At 28.9% G+C, this 22,103-nt stretch carries 24 protein-coding genes, 1 tRNA gene and 1 other annotated feature; of the genes, 22 read left to right on the forward strand and 3 right to left on the reverse strand.

Annotated elements, in window-relative coordinates; genetic code table 11:
- Nucleotides 1–112 precede the first annotated feature (112 nt).
- The 8 genes from trxB (at nucleotide 113) to CLTHE_RS12520 (ending at nucleotide 6,948) form a co-directional block, all read left to right on the forward strand.
- Nucleotides 113–1,048 (forward strand): thioredoxin-disulfide reductase, encoded by a 936-nt coding sequence (gene trxB / locus CLTHE_RS12485; RefSeq protein WP_080023777.1) that lies wholly within the window; start codon nucleotides 113–115, stop codon nucleotides 1,046–1,048.
- Nucleotides 1,049–1,070: 22 nt separating this feature from the next.
- Nucleotides 1,071–1,298, forward strand: a complete 228-nt coding sequence (locus tag CLTHE_RS12490; RefSeq protein ID WP_002598937.1) for a glutaredoxin family protein — start codon at nucleotides 1,071–1,073, stop codon at nucleotides 1,296–1,298.
- Nucleotides 1,299–1,540: 242 nt separating this feature from the next.
- Nucleotides 1,541–2,431, forward strand: a complete 891-nt coding sequence (locus tag CLTHE_RS12495; protein WP_080023778.1) for a phosphate ABC transporter substrate-binding protein — start codon at nucleotides 1,541–1,543, stop codon at nucleotides 2,429–2,431.
- A 26-nt stretch (nucleotides 2,432–2,457) separates the two neighbouring features.
- Nucleotides 2,458–3,351 carry a phosphate ABC transporter permease subunit PstC gene (gene pstC / locus CLTHE_RS12500; RefSeq protein ID WP_080023779.1) on the forward strand — a complete coding sequence of 298 codons (894 nt, stop codon included), beginning with the start codon at nucleotides 2,458–2,460 and terminating at the stop codon, nucleotides 3,349–3,351.
- The gene (gene pstA / locus CLTHE_RS12505) at nucleotides 3,351–4,232 is read left to right on the forward strand and encodes a phosphate ABC transporter permease PstA (RefSeq protein ID WP_080023858.1); all 882 of its coding nucleotides are present in this window, start codon (nucleotides 3,351–3,353) and stop codon (nucleotides 4,230–4,232) included. Before pstC ends, pstA begins: the two co-directional genes overlap by 1 nt.
- A 12-nt stretch (nucleotides 4,233–4,244) precedes the next feature.
- On the forward strand, nucleotides 4,245–4,994 hold the full coding sequence (pstB, locus tag CLTHE_RS12510; RefSeq protein WP_002598933.1) for a phosphate ABC transporter ATP-binding protein PstB: 750 nt from the start codon (nucleotides 4,245–4,247) through the stop codon (nucleotides 4,992–4,994).
- Nucleotides 4,995–5,008: 14 nt separating this feature from the next.
- Nucleotides 5,009–5,665, forward strand: coding sequence for a phosphate signaling complex protein PhoU (gene phoU, locus CLTHE_RS12515; protein ID WP_080023780.1), 657 nt, complete (start codon nucleotides 5,009–5,011; stop codon nucleotides 5,663–5,665).
- Nucleotides 5,666–5,820: 155 nt separating this feature from the next.
- Complete coding sequence (locus tag CLTHE_RS12520) at nucleotides 5,821–6,948, forward strand: SLC13 family permease (RefSeq protein WP_080023781.1); 1,128 nt, start codon at nucleotides 5,821–5,823, stop codon at nucleotides 6,946–6,948.
- A 92-nt stretch (nucleotides 6,949–7,040) separates the two neighbouring features.
- On the opposite strand, the gene CLTHE_RS12525 is transcribed toward CLTHE_RS12520, so the two are convergent.
- Nucleotides 7,041–7,271, reverse strand: coding sequence for a glutaredoxin family protein (locus tag CLTHE_RS12525; protein ID WP_002598930.1), 231 nt, complete (start codon nucleotides 7,269–7,271; stop codon nucleotides 7,041–7,043).
- A 78-nt stretch (nucleotides 7,272–7,349) separates the two neighbouring features.
- Complete coding sequence (locus CLTHE_RS16785) at nucleotides 7,350–7,520, reverse strand: hypothetical protein (RefSeq protein WP_158082734.1); 171 nt, start codon at nucleotides 7,518–7,520, stop codon at nucleotides 7,350–7,352.
- 134 nt (nucleotides 7,521–7,654) lie between these two features.
- Here CLTHE_RS16785 and CLTHE_RS12530 point away from each other — a divergent pair, with 134 nt between their 5' ends.
- The 4 genes from CLTHE_RS12530 (at nucleotide 7,655) to disA (ending at nucleotide 11,763) form a co-directional block, all read left to right on the forward strand.
- Nucleotides 7,655–8,377 (forward strand): GntR family transcriptional regulator, encoded by a 723-nt coding sequence (locus tag CLTHE_RS12530; RefSeq protein ID WP_002598928.1) that lies wholly within the window; start codon nucleotides 7,655–7,657, stop codon nucleotides 8,375–8,377.
- On the forward strand, nucleotides 8,374–9,102 hold the full coding sequence (gene nagB, locus CLTHE_RS12535; RefSeq protein ID WP_080023782.1) for a glucosamine-6-phosphate deaminase: 729 nt from the start codon (nucleotides 8,374–8,376) through the stop codon (nucleotides 9,100–9,102). Before CLTHE_RS12530 ends, nagB begins: the two co-directional genes overlap by 4 nt.
- Nucleotides 9,103–9,312: 210 nt before the next feature.
- Nucleotides 9,313–10,680, forward strand: a complete 1,368-nt coding sequence (radA, locus tag CLTHE_RS12540; protein ID WP_080023783.1) for a DNA repair protein RadA — start codon at nucleotides 9,313–9,315, stop codon at nucleotides 10,678–10,680.
- 18 nt (nucleotides 10,681–10,698) lie between these two features.
- Nucleotides 10,699–11,763, forward strand: coding sequence for a DNA integrity scanning diadenylate cyclase DisA (gene disA, locus CLTHE_RS12545; protein ID WP_002598925.1), 1,065 nt, complete (start codon nucleotides 10,699–10,701; stop codon nucleotides 11,761–11,763).
- Nucleotides 11,764–11,823: 60 nt separating this feature from the next.
- On the opposite strand, the gene CLTHE_RS12550 is transcribed toward disA, so the two are convergent.
- Nucleotides 11,824–12,222 carry a nucleoside triphosphate pyrophosphohydrolase family protein gene (locus CLTHE_RS12550; RefSeq protein ID WP_002598924.1) on the reverse strand — a complete coding sequence of 133 codons (399 nt, stop codon included), beginning with the start codon at nucleotides 12,220–12,222 and terminating at the stop codon, nucleotides 11,824–11,826.
- Between the two features lie 289 nt (nucleotides 12,223–12,511).
- Here CLTHE_RS12550 and CLTHE_RS12555 point away from each other — a divergent pair, with 289 nt between their 5' ends.
- From CLTHE_RS12555 to tuf, 10 genes are all read left to right on the forward strand, one after another.
- The gene (locus tag CLTHE_RS12555; protein ID WP_080023784.1) at nucleotides 12,512–13,630 is read left to right on the forward strand and encodes a PIN/TRAM domain-containing protein; all 1,119 of its coding nucleotides are present in this window, start codon (nucleotides 12,512–12,514) and stop codon (nucleotides 13,628–13,630) included.
- 13 nt (nucleotides 13,631–13,643) lie between these two features.
- A complete protein-coding gene (ispD, locus tag CLTHE_RS12560; RefSeq protein ID WP_080023785.1) occupies nucleotides 13,644–14,324 on the forward strand; it encodes a 2-C-methyl-D-erythritol 4-phosphate cytidylyltransferase in 681 nt (226 codons plus the stop codon).
- Between the two features lie 52 nt (nucleotides 14,325–14,376).
- Nucleotides 14,377–14,557 (forward strand) — a binding site (T-box leader).
- A 76-nt stretch (nucleotides 14,558–14,633) separates the two neighbouring features.
- Nucleotides 14,634–16,349: a proline--tRNA ligase gene (locus tag CLTHE_RS12565; protein WP_080023786.1), complete on the forward strand. Its 1,716-nt coding sequence runs from the start codon at nucleotides 14,634–14,636 to the stop codon at nucleotides 16,347–16,349.
- 18 nt (nucleotides 16,350–16,367) lie between these two features.
- Entirely contained in the window at nucleotides 16,368–17,771 is a 1,404-nt protein-coding gene (gene cysS / locus CLTHE_RS12570) for a cysteine--tRNA ligase (protein ID WP_080023787.1), read from the forward strand.
- 71 nt (nucleotides 17,772–17,842) lie between these two features.
- Complete coding sequence (locus CLTHE_RS12575; RefSeq protein ID WP_080023788.1) at nucleotides 17,843–18,259, forward strand: Mini-ribonuclease 3; 417 nt, start codon at nucleotides 17,843–17,845, stop codon at nucleotides 18,257–18,259.
- A gap of 87 nt (nucleotides 18,260–18,346) precedes the next feature.
- Nucleotides 18,347–19,249, forward strand: a complete 903-nt coding sequence (gene rlmB / locus CLTHE_RS12580; protein WP_080023859.1) for a 23S rRNA (guanosine(2251)-2'-O)-methyltransferase RlmB — start codon at nucleotides 18,347–18,349, stop codon at nucleotides 19,247–19,249.
- A 14-nt stretch (nucleotides 19,250–19,263) separates the two neighbouring features.
- Nucleotides 19,264–19,776, forward strand: coding sequence for an NYN domain-containing protein (locus CLTHE_RS12585; protein WP_080023789.1), 513 nt, complete (start codon nucleotides 19,264–19,266; stop codon nucleotides 19,774–19,776).
- Nucleotides 19,777–19,880: 104 nt separating this feature from the next.
- Entirely contained in the window at nucleotides 19,881–20,501 is a 621-nt protein-coding gene (gene sigH / locus CLTHE_RS12590) for an RNA polymerase sporulation sigma factor SigH (protein ID WP_080023790.1), read from the forward strand.
- A gap of 79 nt (nucleotides 20,502–20,580) precedes the next feature.
- Nucleotides 20,581–20,656: transfer RNA gene (locus CLTHE_RS12595), tRNA-Thr, on the forward strand.
- A gap of 60 nt (nucleotides 20,657–20,716) precedes the next feature.
- On the forward strand, nucleotides 20,717–21,910 hold the full coding sequence (tuf, locus tag CLTHE_RS12600) for an elongation factor Tu (RefSeq protein WP_002598904.1): 1,194 nt from the start codon (nucleotides 20,717–20,719) through the stop codon (nucleotides 21,908–21,910).
- Nucleotides 21,911–22,103: the final 193 nt, after the last annotated feature.

The raw sequence follows: 22,103 nt of genomic DNA on the forward strand, positions 1-22,103 counted from the left end.
GAATAATCAAAGGTAAGAGATAGCTTTTTTGATAAAAATACTATTGAAAAGATAAAAAATAATGTTATAATAATTTTAAAAGATACCCCTAGGGGGTAAAGGAGCTGGGTATATGGAAAAAGAAATTAAAGATATTGATTTGATAATAATTGGTGGTGGTCCAGCAGGATTAACAGCTGGAATATACGCATCAAGAGCAAAAATGAATATGTTATTATTAGAAAATGAAATAGTTGGTGGACAAATAAGAAACAGCTATTTAGTAGAAAATTATCCAGGATTTAAAAAAATTTCAGGTGCTGAACTTTCTGATGCCATACAAAGTCAAGCAGAGGAATGTGGAGCTGTCATTGATGAATTTGATATAATAGAAAAAGTTAAATTTATGGACAATGAAAAAATAATTGAAACTGAGAGCTATATATATAAGCCAAAAGCTGTAATAATAGCAACTGGAGCATCACCAAAAAAATTACCAATAAGAGGTGAACAAGAGTTTTTAGGAAAAGGAGTTCACTATTGTGCAGTTTGTGATGGTGCAATGTATGAAGATAAAATTGTAGGAGTTGTAGGAGGCGGAAAAGCCGCATTAGAAGAAGCAATTTTTCTAACAACATTTGCTAAGAAAGTATATATAATAAGAAGGCATGATTACTTTAAAGGTGAGCAATCAGTAATAGATGAAGCTATAAACAATGAAAAAATAGAAATTCTTTATAATGAAGATATTTTAGCTGTTGAAGGCTCAGATTTTGTAGAGAAAGCAATAATTAAAAATACAAAAACTGGTATTGAAAGAGAATTAGAATTAGAAGCTGTATTTGGATATATAGGAACAGAACCAAAAACAGATTTGTTTAAAGATTATATAGAAATGGATAGTTATGGTTATATAAAAACTGATGAACAAATGAGAACTAATGTAAAAGGAGTCTATGCTGCTGGTGACGTTAGAGTAAAAGAATTTAGACAAATAACAACAGCTGTATCAGATGGAACAATAGCAGCTTTAGGTTCGGAGAAATATGTAAAAGATTTAGAAAAATAATAAAAAGAAAAGGAGAATAATTATGGTAAAAGTTTATTCAACATCTTGGTGTCCAGGATGTATAAAATTAAAAAAATACTTAGATATGAAAGGTATTGAATATGCAACAGTAAATGTAGCAGATGCTCAAGAAGAAAGATTAGAAGTAATTAAAGTTTCAGGTCAAAAAACAGTGCCAGTTTTAGATTATAATGGAGAAATTGTAGTTGGTTTTGATAAAAAAAGAATCGATGAATTAATCCAAAAATAAATTAAATAAAAGTATATATAATAAAATTTTATTTTATAAGGTGTATTACGCATTTAGATTGGAAACAATAAGTTTTGAATCTTGGCATAATACACTTTTTTTATTTTGAAAATTTAGTTGAATTAAAGTTATGTTAAAAAATTTTAATAAAAGTATAATACTATTTAACTTAAAGCTAATATACGGTTAATTTGAGTAGATTATTGTATAAATATAGAGTTATAAGGAGGAATGGCTTTTATATGGGTAATAGAAAAATGAAATTTTTAATTGGATTCTTATCTATAGCGATAATAGGGATCATATATCTTAGTTTTAATGCAAAAAAATTTAAAGATGATGGAAATACTAGATCTATTACTATTAGTGGTTCAACTGCTTTACTACCACTTATGGAGGTATCAGTTAATAATTTTAACAAAATACATTATGGAGACATTATAAATGTTCAAGCAGGGGGATCAGGAACAGGATTAACTCAAGTTTTGGATGGGACAGTTAACATAGGAAATTCTGATATGTTTGCAAATCAAAAACTTACAAAAGAACAATCAGATGAATTAGTAGATCATAAAGTAGTTGGGGAAGGATTTTGTATAGTAGCGAGCAAAGGATGCGGAATTACAAATCTTACTACAAAACAAATAAGAGAAATATTTTCGGGAAAGATAAAAAATTGGAAAGAGCTTGGTGGAAATAATGAACCAATTTTAGTAATACATAGACCTGCATCATCAGGGACAAGAGATACATTTACTAATACTATTTTAGGTGGAAATAAAGATTTAGAAAATGATGGGATTGGTGCAGTTCAAGATAGTAATGGAGCAGTGCTTCAAGCTATGAAAAGAAGTAAAGGTGCCATAAGTTATATGGCTTTAACATATATGAATAATAAAGAAGCAAAGGAAAATTTACAAATAATAAAAATAGATGGAATGAGTCCAACTATAAAAAATATAGAAGATGGTAATTATAAATTTTGGTCTTGGGGGCATATGTACACAAAAGGAAAAGCAACAGGATTAGCAAAAGAATTTATTGATTATGTAATGAGTAAAGAAAATACTAAAGAAGTTGAAAAGTTAGGTTTTATACCTGTGCATAATATAAAAGTACAGCCAATTTTATAAAACAAAAGATGTAAAGGAAGGGAAATATGAAAAAGAGGAGTTTGAAAGAAAAACTTGTTACTGAATATGTTGGGAAAGGATTTTCAACATTATGTGGTTTATTAATAATAGTTGTAACTTTATCTATAATATTTTTTATTGGTTCAAAAGGAATTCAATCTTTTACTAAAAGTGGATTAAATTTTTTTACATTTGTTTTTAGTGATAATTGGAATCCAGCTGGAAGTCCAGCTACATATGGAGTATTAGCATTTGTTTTAGGTTCAACTTTTGTTTCAGTAGGAGCATTAATAATTAGCGCACCTATTGCAGTAGCTTTAGCGGTTTTTACAAATATAATTTCTACTAAGTTTGGTGAAAAGTTAATAAAGCCATCATTAGAGATATTAGTCGGAATACCATCTGTAGTATATGGATGGGTAGGATTAATGGTTTTAGTACCATTTATAAAAAATCATTTTGGGGGAGTTGGATTTTCATTATTAGCAGGTATATTAGTACTTTCATTAATGATATTACCAACAATAGCCACTTTATCTATAGATGCAATAAATGCAGTTCCTAAAATGCATATAGAAGCATCTTATGGGCTTGGAGCAACTAGATGGCAAACTATAAAGAATGTATTAGTTCCGGAGGCTAAAACTGGAATTTTAACTGGAGTGATTTTAGGTCTTGCTAGAGCATTTGGAGAAGCATTAGCAGTTCAAATGGTTATAGGAAATACAGTGAAGATTCCAAATGGAATAATAGATTCCACTTCTACATTAACAAGCATTCTTACTATGGATATAACTAATACAGTAAGTGGAAGTGCATGGAATAATGCGTTATGGAGTATGGCTTTTATACTTCTTATAATATCTTTCATATTTATATTAATTGTAAGATTAGTAGAAAGAAGAGGTACACTTAAATGATAAATCCTAGAAAAGCAGATAAGATAGCAACAGGTATTTTATATCTAATTAGTATTTTTATAGTTTTTATATTAGCTTCATTTATAATTTATATATTTTATAAAGGTGGAAAAATGCTAACACCACATTTTATATTTAGCAAACCTAACATTATTGGAGAAGGAGGGGGAATAGGTCCTCAAATATTTAATTCAATTTATATGCTTATTATATCTTTAATAATAACTGTACCAATTGGAGTTGGAGCAGGAATATATTTAGCAGAATATGCAAAAGAGGGACCTGTAATAAAAATGATAAGACTTTGCTTAGAAGCAATGGCTTCTCTTCCTTCAATAGTAATAGGAATGTTTGGATTATTAGTATTTGTTAATATGGCTGGGTTTGGATATTCAATTTTAGCTGGTGCATTATCAGTAAGTATTTTAAATATTCCAATAATGACTAGAATATCAGAAACAGCAATTAGAAATGCATCTAAAAAAGTAAAAGAAGCCTCTTTAGGTTTAGGAGCTACAAAATGGCAAACAGTAGAAAATGTAATTTTACCTACAGCTGGAAAAGAAATTTTAACAGGAATAATATTAGCTGCTGGAAGAATATTTGGAGAAGCAGCAGCACTTTTATACACAGCAGGATTAAGTTCAAGTGGATTAAATTTTAAAGATGTGAGTTTTGTAGGGCAAACATCAGCTTTCTCACTTTTTAGACCAGCAGAAACTTTAGCAGTGCATATATGGAAATTAAACTCAGATGGAATAGTTCCTGATGCAACACAGATAGCTAATGGGACAGCAGCAGTACTGGTAATAATGGTTTTATTATTTAATATTTTAGCTAAGATAGTGAGTAGAAAATTAGAAAAATCAACGGGGTTATAGGAGGAGATACTAATGAAAGTGATAGAAACTAAGAATTTAAATTTGTATTATGGAACACATAAAGCGTTAAAAAATATAAATATAAGTTTTGAAAAAAATGAAGTAACTGCATTAATAGGACCTTCAGGATGTGGTAAATCAACTTTTTTAAGGACTATAAATAGAATGAATGACTTAATAGATGGAGTTAGAATAGAAGGTAAAGTTTTATTTGAAGGGGAAAATATATTTGAAGATTATGATGAAATAACATTAAGGAAAAGAATTGGTATGGTATTTCAAAAGCCAAATCCATTTCCTATGAGTATATATGATAATGTAGCTTATGGTCCTAGGATACATGGAATAAGAGATAAAAAGAAATTAGATGAAATAGTAGAGAAAAGTTTAAAAGGAGCAGCACTTTGGGATGAAACAAAAGATAGACTTAAAAAAAGTGCAATGGGACTTTCAGGAGGACAGCAACAGAGACTTTGTATAGCAAGAACTCTTGCTATTTCACCAGAAATAATTCTTATGGATGAGCCAACATCAGCTTTAGATCCTATATCTACAGGCAAAGTAGAAGAGCTTATAGAAAATTTAAAGAAAGATTATACAGTAATAATAGTTACACATAATATGCAACAAGCCGGAAGAATCGCAGATAAAACAGCATTCTTTTTAAGTGGAGAAGTAATTGAATATGGAAAGACAGAAGATATTTTCTATAAGCCTAGAGATAAAAGAACTGAAGATTATATAACAGGAAGATTTGGATAAAGGAGAGTAAAAATATGAAAAGAGAGATTCATACTATAAAGATAAATGCTATAAATAGTAAATTAAAGTACATGTCTGAATTAGTAAGTAATCAATTAGAAGCAGCTATGATTGCTTTAAGTGAAAATAATCAAAATCTTGCAGAAGAAATTATGGAAAAAGATAATGAAATAGATGATCTTCAAAAAGAAATAGAGGAGGAATGTATCAAGTTTATTGCTACTGAACAACCCTTAGCTAAAGATCTAAGAAGGGTATTTACAGCATCAAAGATAGTAACAGATTTAGAGCGAATGGCAGACCTTACAGTTGATATATGTAAGATAATTAGCAACAATGACTTCAAAGAGTTTATAGAAGAGGCTAACAGTGTATGGGAAATGGAAAAGGAAATAAAAAATATGTTACACTTATCTATGGAAGCTTATCTAGAGAGAGATACAAGATCAGCATATGACATATGTAAGCTTGATGATAACATAGATTTATACTATAAGGAAGTGTTTAAAAATACATTGAAATATGTAAAAAACAATGAAAATAAAATAACTTTAGGTACTCAAATATTATTCATAAGTAAATATTTGGAGCGAATGGGAGATCATATAACAAATATATGTGAATGGATTATTTTTAGTAAAACAGGTGAATATGTAGATTTAAATGAATAGTTTCAATTATAGAGTGTTAAAATTTTTGGCACTCTATGAATTGCGTTAAAAATGTTAATAATAAATATATTTATTGTTTATTGATATATATTTTTATGCAAGTTAAAATAAAATTGTTAACCTTATTTTAAATTCTACATTGAGAAGGAGACGTCATGAATTTAAACACGCTAGATAAACAAAGGGTGAAAGATTTTTGTAAAAAAGAAATAATATTGCTAATAGCAGTTGTATTATCAATAATTACTTCTTTTATATCTCATCCTAAATTAAGCTACATTAACTTTAAGGTGTTAATATTATTATTTAATTTAATGGTGGTGGTTACAGCATTAAAAAGTTTTAAGTTTTTAGATTATATTGGGACAAGTTTATTACATAAGGATAAAAGTTTAAGAAGTATATATCTTATAATGATATGTTTAACATTCTTTAGTTCTATGTTAATTACAGATGATGTTGCATTAATAACATTTGTACCAATTAGTTTGATATTAGCTAAAAAAGCAAATTTTAATCCTATGAAGCTTATAATATTACAAACTATATCGGCAATATTAGGATGTTCATTAACTCCGATGGGTAGTTCTCAAAACTTATACATTTATACGCACTTCAATTTAACTGATAAGCAGTTTTTTGGGGTTACAATACCAATAACTATAATCGCATTTATAGTTTTATTAATATTAACATGTACGCAAAAAAACAGAAAGCTAAGTGTTACTATACATGAGGTTAAAGTTGAAAAGAAAAGTATGATAGTGGTTTATATAATATTATTCTTAATAGTTCTAGGATCAGTTTTCCATTTAGTAAACTATAAAATTGCGTTTGTAATAGTAATAATAGTGACATTAATTATAGATAGAAAACTATTTCTACACATAGATTATTCTTTAATAATAACATTCACTGCATTTTTTATATTTATAGGAAATATATCAGCAATTCCAGAAGTAAAAAGATTAATATCAGGTTTTTTAGTAAGCGACTTGCATACCTATTTTATAGCACTGGGGATTAGTCAATTTATAAGTAATGTTCCAGCAACGCTGTTATTAGCACCATTTACACATAATTATAAAGCACTTATATATGGAGTAAATAATGGTGGATTATTCTCTTTAATAGGATCAATGGCAAGTATAATATCTTATAAATTTGCTATAGCAAATGGTGAAATAAAATCTTTTGATTATATAAAGACATTTGCATTTTATAGTTTAATTATATTAATAGTACTTATACCGGCATCTATTATACTTATTAAAGTTATATAATTAGAATTAGAGTATTTACAGATTAAAGAAAAACTTTAGTCTGTTTTTTTTATAAATAAAAGCACACAAAGAAATCTTTGTGTGCTTTTCTATTAAGCTTGTGATAAAGCTTCATCTATTTTAGGTTTATCGAAACCTACAATGAATTTCCCGTTTATGTCAAGAACAGGTACACCCATTTGCTTAGTTCCTCTAACCATTTCTTCTCTAGCTTCCATGTCTTCTTGTACATTTAACTCAGTGAATTCTACACCTTTACTCTTTAAGTAATTTTTGGCTTTAACACACCAAGGACAAGATTCAGTTGTATAAACTTTAACCATTTGTCTACCTCCTATGTATTGTTAATTATAATTATAAATTTTACTCCAAAACAAAAGCTTGTTCAAGGAAATAAATGTTTATTCAATAGTATGATCATTATTCAAAGTAGAATTGATTATTAAATTTTCAGCTTCATCTTTATCTTGATTTACATCAAAATTTTGACTGATATTAGTTTGAATTGGTGATTTAAGTGGATTTTCAACAATAGAGTTTTTGGGATTTAATAAGTTTAATTTATTAAACATAGTAGCACCTCCTAAATAGTTGTATAATTATTATTTGTATAAAAAAATAATTTATTCAAATAATAAAAATAAATTGTATAGTGGTCTAGACAACTATATAAATTTTATATATAATTTAATTAGGAGGAAAACTTATGATAGATAAAAATAGTCCAATACCTGTTTATTATCAAGTAAAAGAAGAAATAAAAGAAAAAATATCAAAAGGAATATGGAAGGTAAATGAATGTATAGCAAGTGAAAGAGAGCTTGTAGAGCAATATGAAGTAAGCAGAATGACTGTGAGACAGGCTTTAGGAGAATTAGTCCAAGAAGGAATTCTTGTTAGAGAAAAAGGAAAAGGAACTTTTGTATGTGAACCTAAAGTGAAACAAAAAGATGTTATGAGCTTTACAGATATAATTAAAAAATCTGGTGGAGAATTAGAAACAGAAGTTTTAGAGTTTGACTTAATAGATACACCAGAAGAACTTATTGATGTTTTAAAGTCAAAAAAAGTTTATAGAATTAATCGTATGAGAAAAGTAAATAACGAATGTATTGCAAATGAAATCGTACATATTCCAGAGAAAACTTGTAAAAATTTAAGTAAAGAAAAATTAAAAGGATCTTTATTTAAAATAATAGAAGAAAATGGATATGTCATAGATCATTCAGAATCAGAAATAACAGCATTAATTATGGATGATTATTATAAAAAAATATTTAATTTATCAGAAGTTGCACCACTTATAAGAACATATGGAAAAACATTAGATGACAAAAAAAATATACTCTTTATTGAAGAGTCAATATATAGATCAGATAAATATATTTTAGAAGTAAATATTTCAAGACGAGAGGGGATTTTAAAATGAGATTAATTGTTGTTAAAGACTATGATGAAATGAGTAAAGCAGCTGCAAAGGAAATGGCGGCAGTAGTTAATTTAAATCCAAAAGCTATATTAGGGTTAGCAACTGGAGGAACTCCAGAAGGAATGTACAAAGAATTAATAAGAATGAATAAAGCAGGGGAAATTGATTTTAAAGATGTTACTTCAGTAAATTTAGATGAATATGTAGGACTAGGAGGAGATCATCCTCAAAGTTACAGATATTTCATGAATAATCATTTATTAGATCATATAAACATAGATAAATCTAGAACTTTTGTACCAAATGGATTAGCAGAAGATGTTAATGAAGAAGGTAGAAAATATGATCAAATGATTGATGATCTAGGTGGAATAGATATACAATTATTAGGTGTAGGTACTAATGGACATATTGCATTTAATGAACCAGATGGAGAATTAGTAGCAGGAACTCACCTAACAGGATTAACTAAAAGTACTATTGAGTCAAATTCAAGATATTTTGATTCAGAAGATGATGTTCCAAAAACAGCAGTAACTATGGGACTTGGACAAATAATGAAATCAAAGAAAATACTTTTAATAGCTAGTGGAGAAAATAAAGCAGAGGCTATGAAAGAATTATTTAGTGGAAAAATTTCAACAAGCTGTCCTGTAACAATGCTTCAAATGCATAAAGATGTAACAGTTATTTTAGATGAAGCAGCAGCAAGTTTATTAAAATAATTAACTTAAGATAATAAAAAGATATTCTAGCTAAATCTAGGATATCTTTTTTTACATATAAGATGTTTAAAATTTCCTGAAAAAAATAATAAAGATATTACTAAATTAAATTTATTATATTCTATAAATAAGATATAATTAAAAGTATGGTATTCAATATAAGAAAAATTATATTTTGTACATAAAAATAAGATAGTAAAGGGTGTTTTTATGGCGAAAATAAAATCTATATTCACTTGTCAAAAATGTGGGTATGAAAGTCCAAAATGGTTAGGGAAATGTCCAGACTGTAATGAATGGAATACATTTGTAGAAGAAGTTAAAGATGAAAAAGCAATAGCAAAAAACCAAATAGCTAAATCTATAACAATAGATAATATGCCAAAAAGCATAAAAGATATAAAATCTGGAGAAAGAGAAAGATTAGACACTGGTTTAAATGAGTTAAATAGAGTTTTAGGTGGCGGTCTTGTAAAAGGTTCTTTAACTCTTATATCAGGAGATCCTGGAATAGGTAAGTCAACACTTTTACTGCAAACTGCTAATAATATCTCAAATAAATATGGAAAAGTTCTTTATGTTTCTGGAGAAGAATCAGAAGAGCAAATAAAAATAAGGGGAGATAGACTAGGGGTTAAATGTAATGAGCTTTATATAGTATCTGAAACTAACTTAGATAAAATTGAAGTTTATATAGATGAGATAGAGCCGAAGTTTGTTATAATTGACTCTATACAAACAATATATAAAGAAACTGTTACATCAGCTCCAGGAAGTGTATCTCAAGTAAAAGAATGCTCAAATCAATTGATGAGAATAGGGAAAAAGAAAAATATTCCATTGTTTATAGTTGCTCATGTAACTAAGCAAGGAGAACTTGCTGGGCCAAGAGTATTAGAGCATATGGTTGATACGGTTTTACATTTCTCAGGAGAGAGAACAGAAGAGTTTAGAATTCTTAGAACAATGAAAAATAGGTTTGGAACTACAAGTGAAATTGGAGTTTTCGAAATGAGACAAGAAGGGTTAACTGAAGTTTATGATCCATCGAGTATATTTTTAGAAGATACAAATTTTAATCAAGAAGGTTCTGTAGTTATTGGTGTAATGGAAGGTTCGAGACCAATACTTGTAGAAATTCAAGCGCTTGTTACGGAAACTAAGGCAGTTATACCAAGAAGAACGGCAGTAGGAATAGATAATCAAAGGTTGAGTCTTATACTAGCTGTTTTAGAAAAAAAATTAAAAGTACCTTTTTATAATTGCGATGTTTATGTCAATGTTGTTGGTGGTTTAAACATAGATGGAACAATAGCTGATCTAGGATTATCAATAGCACTTATTTCAAGTTTGAAAAATCAAGGAATAAATTTACCAAAAGTATTAGTAGTAGGAGAAGTAGGACTTACAGGAGAAATAAGACCAATAACATCAGCGGAAAGATTAGTTAATGAAGCTGAAAAGATGGGATTTGAAAATATAATAATTCCATGGAGAAATAAAGATAAACTAATGGGAAAAAAGGCAAATATAATAGGGGTAAATAATATTAGAGAAGCAATAAAAAAGATATTTTAAAATAGGTGAGTAAGCATTATGAGGTTAGAAAGAGATGTAGAAATAAAAAAAATACTTAAAATAATGTGCCCAGGAACAGCTTTAAGAGAGGGATTGGAAAATATACTTAGAGCAAAAACAGGAGGACTTATAGTTCTAGGTGATAGTGAAGATGTTATGGAACTAGTAGATGGTGGATTTAAAATAAATGCGGATTATTCACCAGCATATGTTTATGAACTTGCCAAAATGGATGGAGCAATAGTTTTAAGTAAAGATTTAAAAAGAATAGTATGTGCGAATACACAATTAGTACCAAGTGCTGATATTCCAACAGTAGAAACAGGTACTAGACATAGAACAGCTCAAAGAGTGGCTAGACAAACTAACAAAATAGTTATAGCAATATCTCAAAGAAGAAATATAATAACTGTTTATAAAGGTGATATAAAATATGTTCTTAGAGAAAGTAGCGTAATTTTAGCAAGATCAAATCAGGCTATTCAAACACTAGAGAAATATGTATCAGTTCTTGATAGAGTTATAAATAATCTAAATCTATTAGAATTTCAGGATTTAACAACACTTTTTGATGTTGTTACAGCTATTCAAAGAACAGAAATGGTTATGAGAATAGTTGAAGAAATTAGAGTATATATACTTGAATTAGGGAATGAAGGTAGACTTATTTCAATGCAATTAAATGAGCTTATAAGATATGTAGAAAGAGATGGTATCTTATTGATAAGAGATTATTGTTATTATGAGAATGAGTTTAATGATATTTATGATGCAATTCAAAAACTAACATCAGAAGAGTTAATAGATCTAGAGGCAATAGCTAGAACATTAGGACATGGATATACAGTTCTTGCAGATACACTAATATCTCCAAAAGGATATAGAATATTAAGTAAAATTCCAAGAATACCTTCAACAGTAATAGAAAATCTAATAAAACATTTTGGAAGCTTTAATAAAATAATAACTGCTGAAATTGAAGATTTAGATAAGGTAGAAGGAATAGGTGAGGCAAGAGCAAGAGCAATAAGAAATGGATTAAGAAGAATAAATGAGCAAATTTCTTTAAAAGCTGAATTATAAAAATAAAAAGTGAGAATAATAAAGTCGATATCTAGATGGCATTCTAGATATCGACTTTTATTATCTAAAATCAAATTTACCCAAAGCATTAACTTTTTGGTGTTCTTTTAAAAGAACATCATAAAGGTTAATGTCTAAACTATTACAAAGTGAAGTTAAATAAAAAATATGATTCCCCATTTCTCGTTCAATTACTTCTCGGCAATTATCGCATATTTTACCATCTAAGTGACTTTTAAAACAATTAGCCAACTCAGTTAAAGTTTGTTCTTCAGTTGGAACACATTGCTTATGAGCATTTATTTTTATGCATCCACAATCAGTTACAGCTTTAACAATAGCTCTATTTACTCTTGCGCTTGATTCAGAAAACTTACTAGTTATATCTAATATGCTTTTATGTCTAATTAATGAGTCCATCACAATATCCTGAAATTCATCAAATATTACATCTTTCATAAAATCAACTCCTTTGATTGAAAATAAATAATTAATATAAAAGGTAGAGGCAATAGTGCTAAAGAGAAAGTTTGTTTCTCTTAGTTGTATAATATACTAGGACAATTAAAAAAAATAGGGGGTATTGTCTAATAAAATTAAAATAGATTTATATATTTTTTTAATAAAAACTTAATTCAAGAACATAATTTAATATGTTATACTTGAATTAATAATGAATTTATTAACAAATAAATTACAAGTATTAATATATTTATTATGGCAATAATTAAAATGAGGAGGTGACAAGATGTTAAAAAAATTAATGAGAGGAATCTTTACTCTAATTGGAGTACTTTTAGGGTATATAGTTGGAGAAGCTGTACTAAAAATTGAGGCTGTTAGAGAGATTAGTTATCTTTCAACAACTTTAGGTTCGGTATTATTTCTTATTTTTATTTCTTTATTATTTGGTGTTATTTTATTTGCAGTTTCACCTATTATATACAATTTAATTTTTAATCTTATGGAGTATGCAGAGGGAAATATGAGAAGTGTTTCTATAGCAGAAATAACATATGGAGCTATAGGAGCATTGGTGGTGCTTATAATAATGTACTTTTTAGGAAAACCTTTAAGCAATATCTATCTTATAGGGCCAATATTGTATGTTTTATTAAATATAATTGGTGCCGTACTTGGTATGAAAATTATGATAAGTAAAAAAGATGACTTAAATAATTTATTTATGTCAATAAAAAAAGCTGGAATAAATAGAGAAAAACCAATAAAGGAAAAGAAAGAAAAGGTTCAAAAAGGACAAAAAGGATATAAAGAAATACCAAAAGTTTTAGATACATCTGTTATTATTGATGGGAGAATATATGATATTTGTCAAACAGGTTTTATAGAAGGACCTTTAGTTATACCAAGCTTTGTATTAGACGAATTAAGACATATTTCTGATTCATCAGATTCTTTAAAAAGAGTTAGAGGAAGAAGGGGTCTAGATATACTTAACAAAATACAAAAAGAAGTTGAGATAGAAACTCAAATTTGGGAAGGTGATTTTCCTAAAATTCAAGAAGTAGATGCTAAACTTTTAAAATTAGCTCAAACTTTAGAAGGAAAAGTAATAACAAATGACTATAACTTAAATAAAGTAGCAGAGGTACAAGGTGTTCCTGTATTAAATATAAATGAGCTTTCTAATGCAATAAAAGCAGTTGTAATACCAGGTGAAGAAATGGTAGTTGAAGTTGTTAAAGAAGGTAAAGAGCAAACTCAAGGAGTTGCATATTTAGATGATGGAACTATGATAGTAGTTGAAGATGGTAAAAAACATATGACTAAAACAATAGGTGTTATAGTTACTTCAGTGCTTCAAACAGCTGCTGGTAGAATGATATTTGCAAAGCCTAAGGAATAGGAGAATATAAAAAATGAATAGTGCAATTATATTAGCTGGCGGAAGAGGTAAAAGAATGAACTCTAAAGTTAGTAAACAATATATTGATATAAATGGTAAACCAATTTTATATTACACTATAAAAAAATTTATGGATTGCGATAGTATAGATAATATTGTAGTTGTTATTCCAAAAGACGAAATAGAATATTTTGAGAGAGAAATAGTAATTAAATATGATTTAAAAGTAGATTTAATTGTTGCAGGAGGTACAGAAAGACAAGATTCTGTGTTTAACGGATTAAAAGCTATAAAAAATACTGATATAGTTTTAATTCATGATGGTGCAAGACCTTTTTTAAGCAAAGATCTAATTGAAAAAGGAATAGAACTGGTAAAAATTCATAAATCAGTTGCACCAGGAGTTATGCCTAAGGATACAATAAAAGTAAAAGATGAAAATTCATTTTCAAAAGAAACTTTAAATAGGTCAAGTCTTGTAGCAGTTCAAACACCACAAATATTTGATTATAACTTAATTTTTGAATGTCATAAAAAAGTAAAAGAAGATAAAGCAATAGTTACTGATGATACTTCAGTAGCAGAACTTTATGGAAATAAAGTCTTTTTATATGAAGGTGAATACACTAATATAAAAATTACTACACCTGAAGATTTAGTTCTTGCTAGATATTTAGCTGAAACTAATTTGTAGACTTATTGACATTGAATTTTTAAAAAGATATAATTAAAAATCATAACTTCATATTATTACGTTGAAGAAGAATAGTAGAAATCGTCTTTTCAGAGAGAAAATCCATAGGCTGTAAGATTTTCAAATAGATTTTGAACCAGCTTTGGAGTTTATAGAAAAACTATCGGTTTAATACCGTTATCATTATTAAAGAAATAAATTTAGGTGGTACCGCGATTTAAGTCGCCCTATATAACATAGGGGGGCTTTTTTTTATTCAAGTAAATAATAAAATTAAAATAATCATATATTCTAGGAGGAATTTTTAACATGAGAATGTCAAATATGTTAATAGCAACATTAAGAGAAGTTCCAGCTGAAGCAGAAATTGCAAGTCATCAATTAATGCTTAGAGCAGGATTAATAAGAAAGATGTCTTCAGGTATTTATAATCATCTACCATTAGGGGTTAAAGTACTTAAAAATGTAGAAGAAATAATAAGAGAAGAAATGGAAGCTAAAGGGGCTCAAGAATTACTTTGCTCAGCGATTATTCCTGCAGAATTATGGCAAGAATCAGGCAGATGGGATGCTTATGGAGCTGAAATGTTCAGAGTTAAAGATAGAGGAAATAGAGACTATTGCTTAGGACCAACTCATGAAGAGGTGTTCACAAGCACTGTTAAAAATGAAATAAAATCATACAAACAATTACCAATAAACCTTTATCAAATACAAACAAAATATAGAGATGAAAGAAGACCAAGATTTGGAGTTATGAGATCAAGAGAATTCATAATGAAAGATGCTTATAGCTTTGATAAAGATCAAGAAGGATTAGATATAGCATTCAATAAAATGCATGATGCATATGTTAATATATTTAATAGATGTGGATTAGATGCAAAATGTGTTGAAGCAGATTCAGGTGCTATTGGAGGATCAAATTCAGCTGAATTTATGGTTAAATCAGAAGTTGGAGAAGATGATATAGTGTTCTGTACAGCTTGTGATTATGCTGCAAATATAGAAAAAGCAGAAGCTATAGCTGAAAAAGCCGAAGAAGAAGCATTACAAGAAATGAAAAAAGTAGAAACTCCAAATAGCAGAACTATAGAAGAAGTTTCAGAATTTTTAAATGTTGACACTAAAAAGACAGTAAAAACATTATTATATAATGTAGATGGAAAAACAGTAGCTGTTTTAGTTAGAGGAGATAGAGAAGTAAATGAAGTTAAAGTAGCAAATGCTTCAAATGCAACTGGAGACATAGAATTAGCTAGTCATGAACAAGTTATGGAAGCTACAAACGCACAAACAGGATTTGCAGGACCAGTAGGAATAAAAGCAGACTTATTATTAGTAGATGAAGAAGTTAAAAATATGTATAACATTATAGTGGGTGCTAATGAAACAGGATATCATTTAACTGGTGTTAATTATGGAAGAGATTTCGAAGGTGTTGTAGGAGACTTTAGAAATGTTGAAGAAGGAGAAAAATGTCCAAAATGTGGTGGAAAAATAACTATTGCAAAAGGAACAGAAGTAGGACATATCTTTAAATTAGGAACTAAGTATTCAGAATCTATGAATGCTAAATTTATAGATGAAAACGGAAAAGAGCAACCATTTATAATGGGGTGTTATGGTATAGGTGTAACAAGAACTGTTGCATCAATAATAGAACAGCATCATGATGAAAATGGTATAATTTGGCCGTTAGAAGTAGCTCCATATAAAGTTTCAGTTATAGCTGTAAACTCAAAAGATGAAGAACAAATGAAAATCGCAGAAGAAATATACAATAATTTAAGAAGTTTAGGATTAGATGTATTATTTGATGATAGAAAAGAAAGAGCTGGTGTTAAATTTAAAGACGCAGAATTAATGGGAATTCCAATGAGAGTTGTAGTTGGTAAGAAAATTACTGATGGAGAAGTGGAATTTAGATTAAGAACTAGCTCAGATAATGAAATAATAAAAATTGATGAAGTAGAAGGAAGAATAAGAACTGAATTCGAAAAGAATGGACTAAAATTAAGATAATATTTTAGGAGGCTAGTTATGAGACTATATAATACGTTAACGAGACAAAAAGAAGAATTTAAACCAATTAAACCTGGTGAAATTAAAATGTATGTTTGTGGTCCTACAGTATATAACTTTTTCCATATAGGTAATGGGAGAACTTTTATTGTTTTTGACACAATAAGAAGATATTTTGAGTATAGAGGATATAATGTTAAGTTTGTACAAAACTTCACAGATATTGATGACAAAATGATAAAGAGAGCAAATGAAGAAGGTAGTACTGTTAAAGAAATAGGAGATAAGTATATAAAAGAATATTATACTGATGCAGATGCTTTAAATATAGAAAGAGCAACTGTGAATCCAAGAGCAACTGAATATATTGGACAAATAATAAAATTCGTAAAAGAATTGATAGAAAAAGGATATGCTTATGAAGTAGATGGAGATGTTTACTTTAGCACAAAGAAATTTAATGATTATGGTAAATTATCAAAACAAAACCTTGATGAGTTAAATTTAGGTAACAGAGTAAGTGTAGATGAAAGAAAAAAAGATCCAATGGATTTTGCAATTTGGAAAGCAAAAAAAGAAGGAGAACCTGCTTGGAAATGTCCATGGGGAGAAGGAAGACCAGGATGGCATATTGAATGTTCTTGTATGGCAAAAAACATATTAGGAGATACAATAGATATACATGCAGGAGGGATGGATTTATCTTTCCCACATCATGAAAATGAAATAGCTCAAAGTGAATCATTAACAGGAAAACCATTTGCAAATTATTGGATGCATTCTGCTTATGTTAATGTAGATAATAAAAAAATGTCTAAATCATTAAATAATTTCTTTACAGCAAGAGAAGTTTTAAAAGATTATGATTCAGATGTTATAAGATTTTTAATGTTATCATGTCATTATAGAGTACAATTAAATTATTCTAAAGATTTACTGGATTCAGCGAAAGCTTCAGTTGAAAGACTATATAATGCGATAGGTAATTTAGAAAATTTAATAGAAGAAGTCAAATTAGAAAAAATGACTGATGAGGAAAAAACATATTTAGAAAGTTTAAACAAATATAGAGAAAAGTATATAGAAAAAATGGATGATGATTTTAATACTGCGGATGCAATAACTGCTATATTTGATTTAATAAAGGATACAAATACAAACATTGGAATAAATTCATCAAAAGAATTAGCTGAAAATGCTTTGGCTCTAATAAGAGAGTTAGGAGCGCCACTTGGAATATTACAGAAATCAACTAAAGATGCAGAACTTGCAGAAGAAGTTGAAGGATTAATAGAACAAAGACAAGAAGCTAGAAAAAATAGAGATTTTGCTTTAGCTGATAAAATTAGAGATGATTTAAAAGCTAGAGGAATAATTTTAGAAGATACACCACAAGGTGTTAGATGGAAAAAAGTTAATTAAAACATTAGGGGATGCTTCAAAATAGGATTATTAAAGTTTTGAGGCAGCCCCTTTATTTAAAGGAGATAAAAATGATAGAAAATTTAAGAGTAAGAGAATTTTCTAAAGATGAAGCTAGACAGTTGAATCCTCTTCAATTGGCATTAATTGGGGATGGAGCATATGAAATTTTTATTAGAAATTATATACTATCTAATAATACAAGTTTATTAGCAAATAAAATGCATAGAGAAGCAATAAAGTTTGTAAAAGCCAAAAGTCAAGCAAATATAATGTATGAAATAGAAGACACTCTTACAGAAGAAGAGCTACATATTTATAAAAGAGGAAGAAATACAAAATCAGCTACGGTTCCCAAAAATGCAGATGTTAGAGACTATAGAATGGCAACAGGATTTGAAGCGTTAGTAGGATACTTATATTTAATAAATGATGTGAAAAGACTCGAATATATATTTAATAAATCTATAGAAGTGTGCAAAAAATAAAATACATGATATATTAAATGTAATTATTTATTTAAGGAGAATTAAAATATGAAAAAACCTAAAAAAAGTTATAGAGAACTAAAAAAAATGAGAGAAGAAAGAGAAGATAGAATTAAAAAAAGAGATTCTAGAAGTGATAACAATACTAGAATTATAAGAGGAGAAAGAAATAAGGCTAGAAAGAGTGCAAGAGCAGAAGAAAAATATGTTAAAGTAGAGAGAATTGAAAGAGAAGAGTTTATAGAAGTAAGAGAAGATTTAGTTATAGGAAGAAATGCGGTTATGGAAGCTTTAAAAAGTGATAAAACTATAGAAGCTCTTTACATAACTAATGGTTCAAGAGAAGGATCTATAAATGCTATAATTGGATTAGCTAAAGATAAAAAAATAGTAATAAAAGAAGTGGAAAAAAGAGCATTAGATTCTATGGTGAATGGAATAGTTCACCAAGGGGTAGTTGCCAAAATAACTCCTTATAACTATTGTGAGGTTTCAGATATATTAAAGAGAGCAGAAAGAAAAGGTCAAGATCCGTTTATAATTATATTAGATGAAATAGAAGATCCTCATAATTTAGGTTCAATAATAAGAACTGCAGAAACTTGTGGAGTTCATGGTATAATAATACCAAAGAGAAGAAATGTTGGAGTTACTCCTACAGTTTATAAATCTTCAGTTGGAGCTGTAGAGCATGTTAGAATTGCAAAAGTAACAAATATAAATAAAGCAATTGATGAATTAAAAGAAGCTGGAGTTTGGATTTATGGAGCTGATATTGAAGGAAAAGAATATAGTCATGAAGTAAACTTTAGTGGACCATGCGGAATTGTTATTGGAAGTGAAGGAAGAGGAATATCAAAATTAACTCTTAAAAAGTGTGATAAGTTAGTTAGAATACCAATGATAGGTAGAATAAATTCATTAAATGCATCTGTTGCAGGTGGAATAATGATGTATGAGGTCTTAAAAGGAAGACTAAATAATAAATAAAAGAGGGATGAAAGGTGAAGATAATCTTTGTAGATGGATATAATGTTATAAATAGTTGGCCTAATCTTAAAATAGATAAAGAAGAGGGATTTGAAGGAGCTAGACAAAAACTCATAAGAATAATGGAAAACTATGGAACATATAAAAACGATAAAATAATAATTGTTTTTGATGCACATATGGTTCAAGGTAGCATAGAGAAGCAAGAGAAAATAACAAAACTTCTTACTATTGTATTTACAAAAGCAGGAGAAACTGCGGATGCATTTATAGAAAGAGAAGTTGATGCTATAGGTAGAAAATATGAAGTGTGTGTAGTAACATCGGATAATCTAGAGCAACAAACAATATTCCAAAGAGGTGCTTCAAGAAAATCTTCACCTGAATTCTATAAAGAAGTTTTAATGGCTGAACATAAGATAAAAATAGAAACTGAAAAAAATAAAATTAGTCATAAAAATAATCTTTCAGATAACATAGATTATGATACTCTAGCAAAATTAGAAGCAATTAGAAGAAGTGAGTAGATTAAAATCCAAAAGTTGACTAAAAATTGTAATTTAATGTATAATTAAATTTAAATGTAAGGTCTAGTTCGGAGGAGAAAAAGTGGAGAAAATGGTGGGGATATATGAATAAAGACATGTTATTTGATAAGAAATCAGATGAAGAAGTGGTCTTATATGCAAAGAATGGTAATTTTTATGCTCAAGAATATTTAATAAATAAGTATGAGAATTTTGTAAAGTCAAAATCAAAATCGTATTTTCTAATAGGAGCTGACAAAGAAGATATATATCAAGAAGGAATGATTGGGCTTTATAAAGCTATAAGAGATTTTAATCCAGAAAAACTTACTAGTTTTAGGGCTTTTGCAGAATTGTGCGTTACAAGACAAATAATAACTGCAATAAAAACAGCAACTAGACAAAAACATATACCACTTAATACTTATGTATCATTAAATAAACCTATATATGAAGAGGAATCTGAAAGAACATTATTAGATGTTTTAGCAGGGCTTAAAATTACAGATCCTGAAGAACTTGTAGTTAGTCAAGAAGAATTGGTAAGAATGGAAGGAAAAATTCAAGAGGCTCTTTCAAGTTTAGAACTTAAAGTTCTTAATTCTTATTTAGATGGTAAATCTTATCAGGAAATAGCATGTGATTTAGATAGGCAAGCTAAATCAATAGATAATGCATTACAGAGAGTAAAAAGAAAGCTTGAAAAATGCTTGGATATAAAGTAACTATTTATATTGACAAATAAAAAGAATAATAGTAAACTTTATAATTGGTATATTGAAAAAATAAGTATACTAGAGAGTTGCTCATGTAGCTCAGTAGGCAGAGCGTCGCCTTGGTAAGGCGGAGGTCGTCGGTTCAATCCCGATCATGAGCTCCAACTGTCAAAAAAGACAAAACGCTAGGCAAGGTTTATTTAGAATTAAAGGAGGAATTTACAATGTCAAAAGCAAAATTCGAAAGAAGTAAACCACACGTAAATATCGGAACTATCGGTCACGTTGACCACGGTAAAACTACATTAACAGCAGCTATTACTACAGTATTAGCTAACAAAGGATTCGCTGAATCATTCAAATATGACGAAATCGATAAAGCGCCAGAAGAAAAAGAAAGAGGAATCACAATCAACACTGCACACGTTGAGTATGAAACAGAAAACAGACACTATGCACACGTTGACTGTCCAGGACACGCTGACTACGTTAAGAACATGATTACAGGAGCAGCACAAATGGACGGAGCTATCTTAGTTTGTTCAGCAGCAGATGGACCAATGCCACAAACAAGAGAGCACATCCTTCTTGCATCAAGAGTTGGAGTTGACCACATCGTAGTATTCTTAAACAAAGCAGATATGGTTGATGACGAAGAATTATTAGAATTAGTAGAAATGGAAATCAGAGAGTTATTAAGCGAATACAACTTCCCAGGAGATGATATTCCAGTAATAACAGGATCAGCTTTAAAAGCATTAGAAAACCCAACTGATCCAGAAGCTACTAAATGTATAGATGAATTAATGGCAGCTGTAGACAGCTACATCCCAACTCCAGAAAGAGCTACAGATAAAGCATTCTTAATGCCAGTAGAAGATGTATTCACAATAACTGGTAGAGGAACTGTTGCTACAGGAAGAGTTGAAAGTGGAATACTTCATGTAGGAGACGAAGTTGAAATCGTAGGATTACAAGAAGAAAGAAGAAAAACTGTAATAACAGGAATAGAAATGTTCAGAAAATTATTAGACGAAGCGCAAGCTGGAGATAACATCGGAGCATTATTAAGAGGGGTTCAAAGAACTGAAATCGAAAGAGGGCAAGTTTTAGCTAAACCAGGATCAGTTAACCCACACAAAAAATTCGTAGGTCAAGTATACGTACTTAAAAAAGAAGAAGGTGGAAGACACACTCCATTCTTCGATGGATACAGACCACAATTCTACTTCAGAACAACTGACGTTACAGGATCAATCAAATTACCAGAAGGAATGGAAATGGTTATGCCTGGAGACCACATTGATATGGAAGTTGAATTAATTACTCCTATCGCTATGGATGAAGGATTAAGATTCGCTATCAGAGAAGGTGGAAGAACAGTAGGTTCAGGAGTTGTTACTAAAGTTTTAGGATAATTAGTAAATAATTTCTAAATTTAAATAAAGGGCTAGGTTTTATATTGAATCCTAGTCCTTTAAAAAGAATGGAATATTGACAGTTTTAAAAATTTGTGATAATGTGTGAAGGTAATTCATCAATTACAAACAATAAGACAGTAAGAGGACAATACGTCTCTTAGAATATATATCAAAAACTGGAGGTGCACAT

Origin of the sequence: Clostridium thermobutyricum DSM 4928 (genome assembly GCF_002050515.1) — a bacterium.
GTDB classification, from domain to species: Bacteria; Bacillota; Clostridia; order Clostridiales; family Clostridiaceae; genus Clostridium; species Clostridium thermobutyricum.

Bases quoted from the DNA above. Each gene is read 5' to 3' on its own strand.
- trxB (WP_080023777.1), top strand. From the start codon at position 113: ATGGAAAAAGAAATTAAAGATATTGATTTGATAATAATTGGTGGTGGT.
- CLTHE_RS12490 (WP_002598937.1), top strand. From the start codon at position 1,071: ATGGTAAAAGTTTATTCAACATCTTGGTGTCCAGGATGTATAAAATTA.
- CLTHE_RS12495 (WP_080023778.1), top strand. From the start codon at position 1,541: ATGGGTAATAGAAAAATGAAATTTTTAATTGGATTCTTATCTATAGCG.
- pstC (WP_080023779.1), top strand. From the start codon at position 2,458: ATGAAAAAGAGGAGTTTGAAAGAAAAACTTGTTACTGAATATGTTGGG.
- pstB (WP_002598933.1), top strand. From the start codon at position 4,245: ATGAAAGTGATAGAAACTAAGAATTTAAATTTGTATTATGGAACACAT.
- phoU (WP_080023780.1), top strand. From the start codon at position 5,009: ATGAAAAGAGAGATTCATACTATAAAGATAAATGCTATAAATAGTAAA.
- CLTHE_RS12520 (WP_080023781.1), top strand. From the start codon at position 5,821: ATGAATTTAAACACGCTAGATAAACAAAGGGTGAAAGATTTTTGTAAA.
- CLTHE_RS12525 (WP_002598930.1), bottom strand. From the start codon at position 7,271: ATGGTTAAAGTTTATACAACTGAATCTTGTCCTTGGTGTGTTAAAGCC.
- CLTHE_RS16785 (WP_158082734.1), bottom strand. From the start codon at position 7,520: ATGTTTAATAAATTAAACTTATTAAATCCCAAAAACTCTATTGTTGAA.
- CLTHE_RS12530 (WP_002598928.1), top strand. From the start codon at position 7,655: ATGATAGATAAAAATAGTCCAATACCTGTTTATTATCAAGTAAAAGAA.
- nagB (WP_080023782.1), top strand. From the start codon at position 8,374: ATGAGATTAATTGTTGTTAAAGACTATGATGAAATGAGTAAAGCAGCT.
- radA (WP_080023783.1), top strand. From the start codon at position 9,313: ATGGCGAAAATAAAATCTATATTCACTTGTCAAAAATGTGGGTATGAA.
- disA (WP_002598925.1), top strand. From the start codon at position 10,699: ATGAGGTTAGAAAGAGATGTAGAAATAAAAAAAATACTTAAAATAATG.
- CLTHE_RS12550 (WP_002598924.1), bottom strand. From the start codon at position 12,222: ATGAAAGATGTAATATTTGATGAATTTCAGGATATTGTGATGGACTCA.
- CLTHE_RS12555 (WP_080023784.1), top strand. From the start codon at position 12,512: ATGTTAAAAAAATTAATGAGAGGAATCTTTACTCTAATTGGAGTACTT.
- ispD (WP_080023785.1), top strand. From the start codon at position 13,644: ATGAATAGTGCAATTATATTAGCTGGCGGAAGAGGTAAAAGAATGAAC.
- CLTHE_RS12565 (WP_080023786.1), top strand. From the start codon at position 14,634: ATGAGAATGTCAAATATGTTAATAGCAACATTAAGAGAAGTTCCAGCT.
- cysS (WP_080023787.1), top strand. From the start codon at position 16,368: ATGAGACTATATAATACGTTAACGAGACAAAAAGAAGAATTTAAACCA.
- CLTHE_RS12575 (WP_080023788.1), top strand. From the start codon at position 17,843: ATGATAGAAAATTTAAGAGTAAGAGAATTTTCTAAAGATGAAGCTAGA.
- rlmB (WP_080023859.1), top strand. From the start codon at position 18,347: ATGAGAGAAGAAAGAGAAGATAGAATTAAAAAAAGAGATTCTAGAAGT.
- sigH (WP_080023790.1), top strand. From the start codon at position 19,881: ATGAATAAAGACATGTTATTTGATAAGAAATCAGATGAAGAAGTGGTC.
- tuf (WP_002598904.1), top strand. From the start codon at position 20,717: ATGTCAAAAGCAAAATTCGAAAGAAGTAAACCACACGTAAATATCGGA.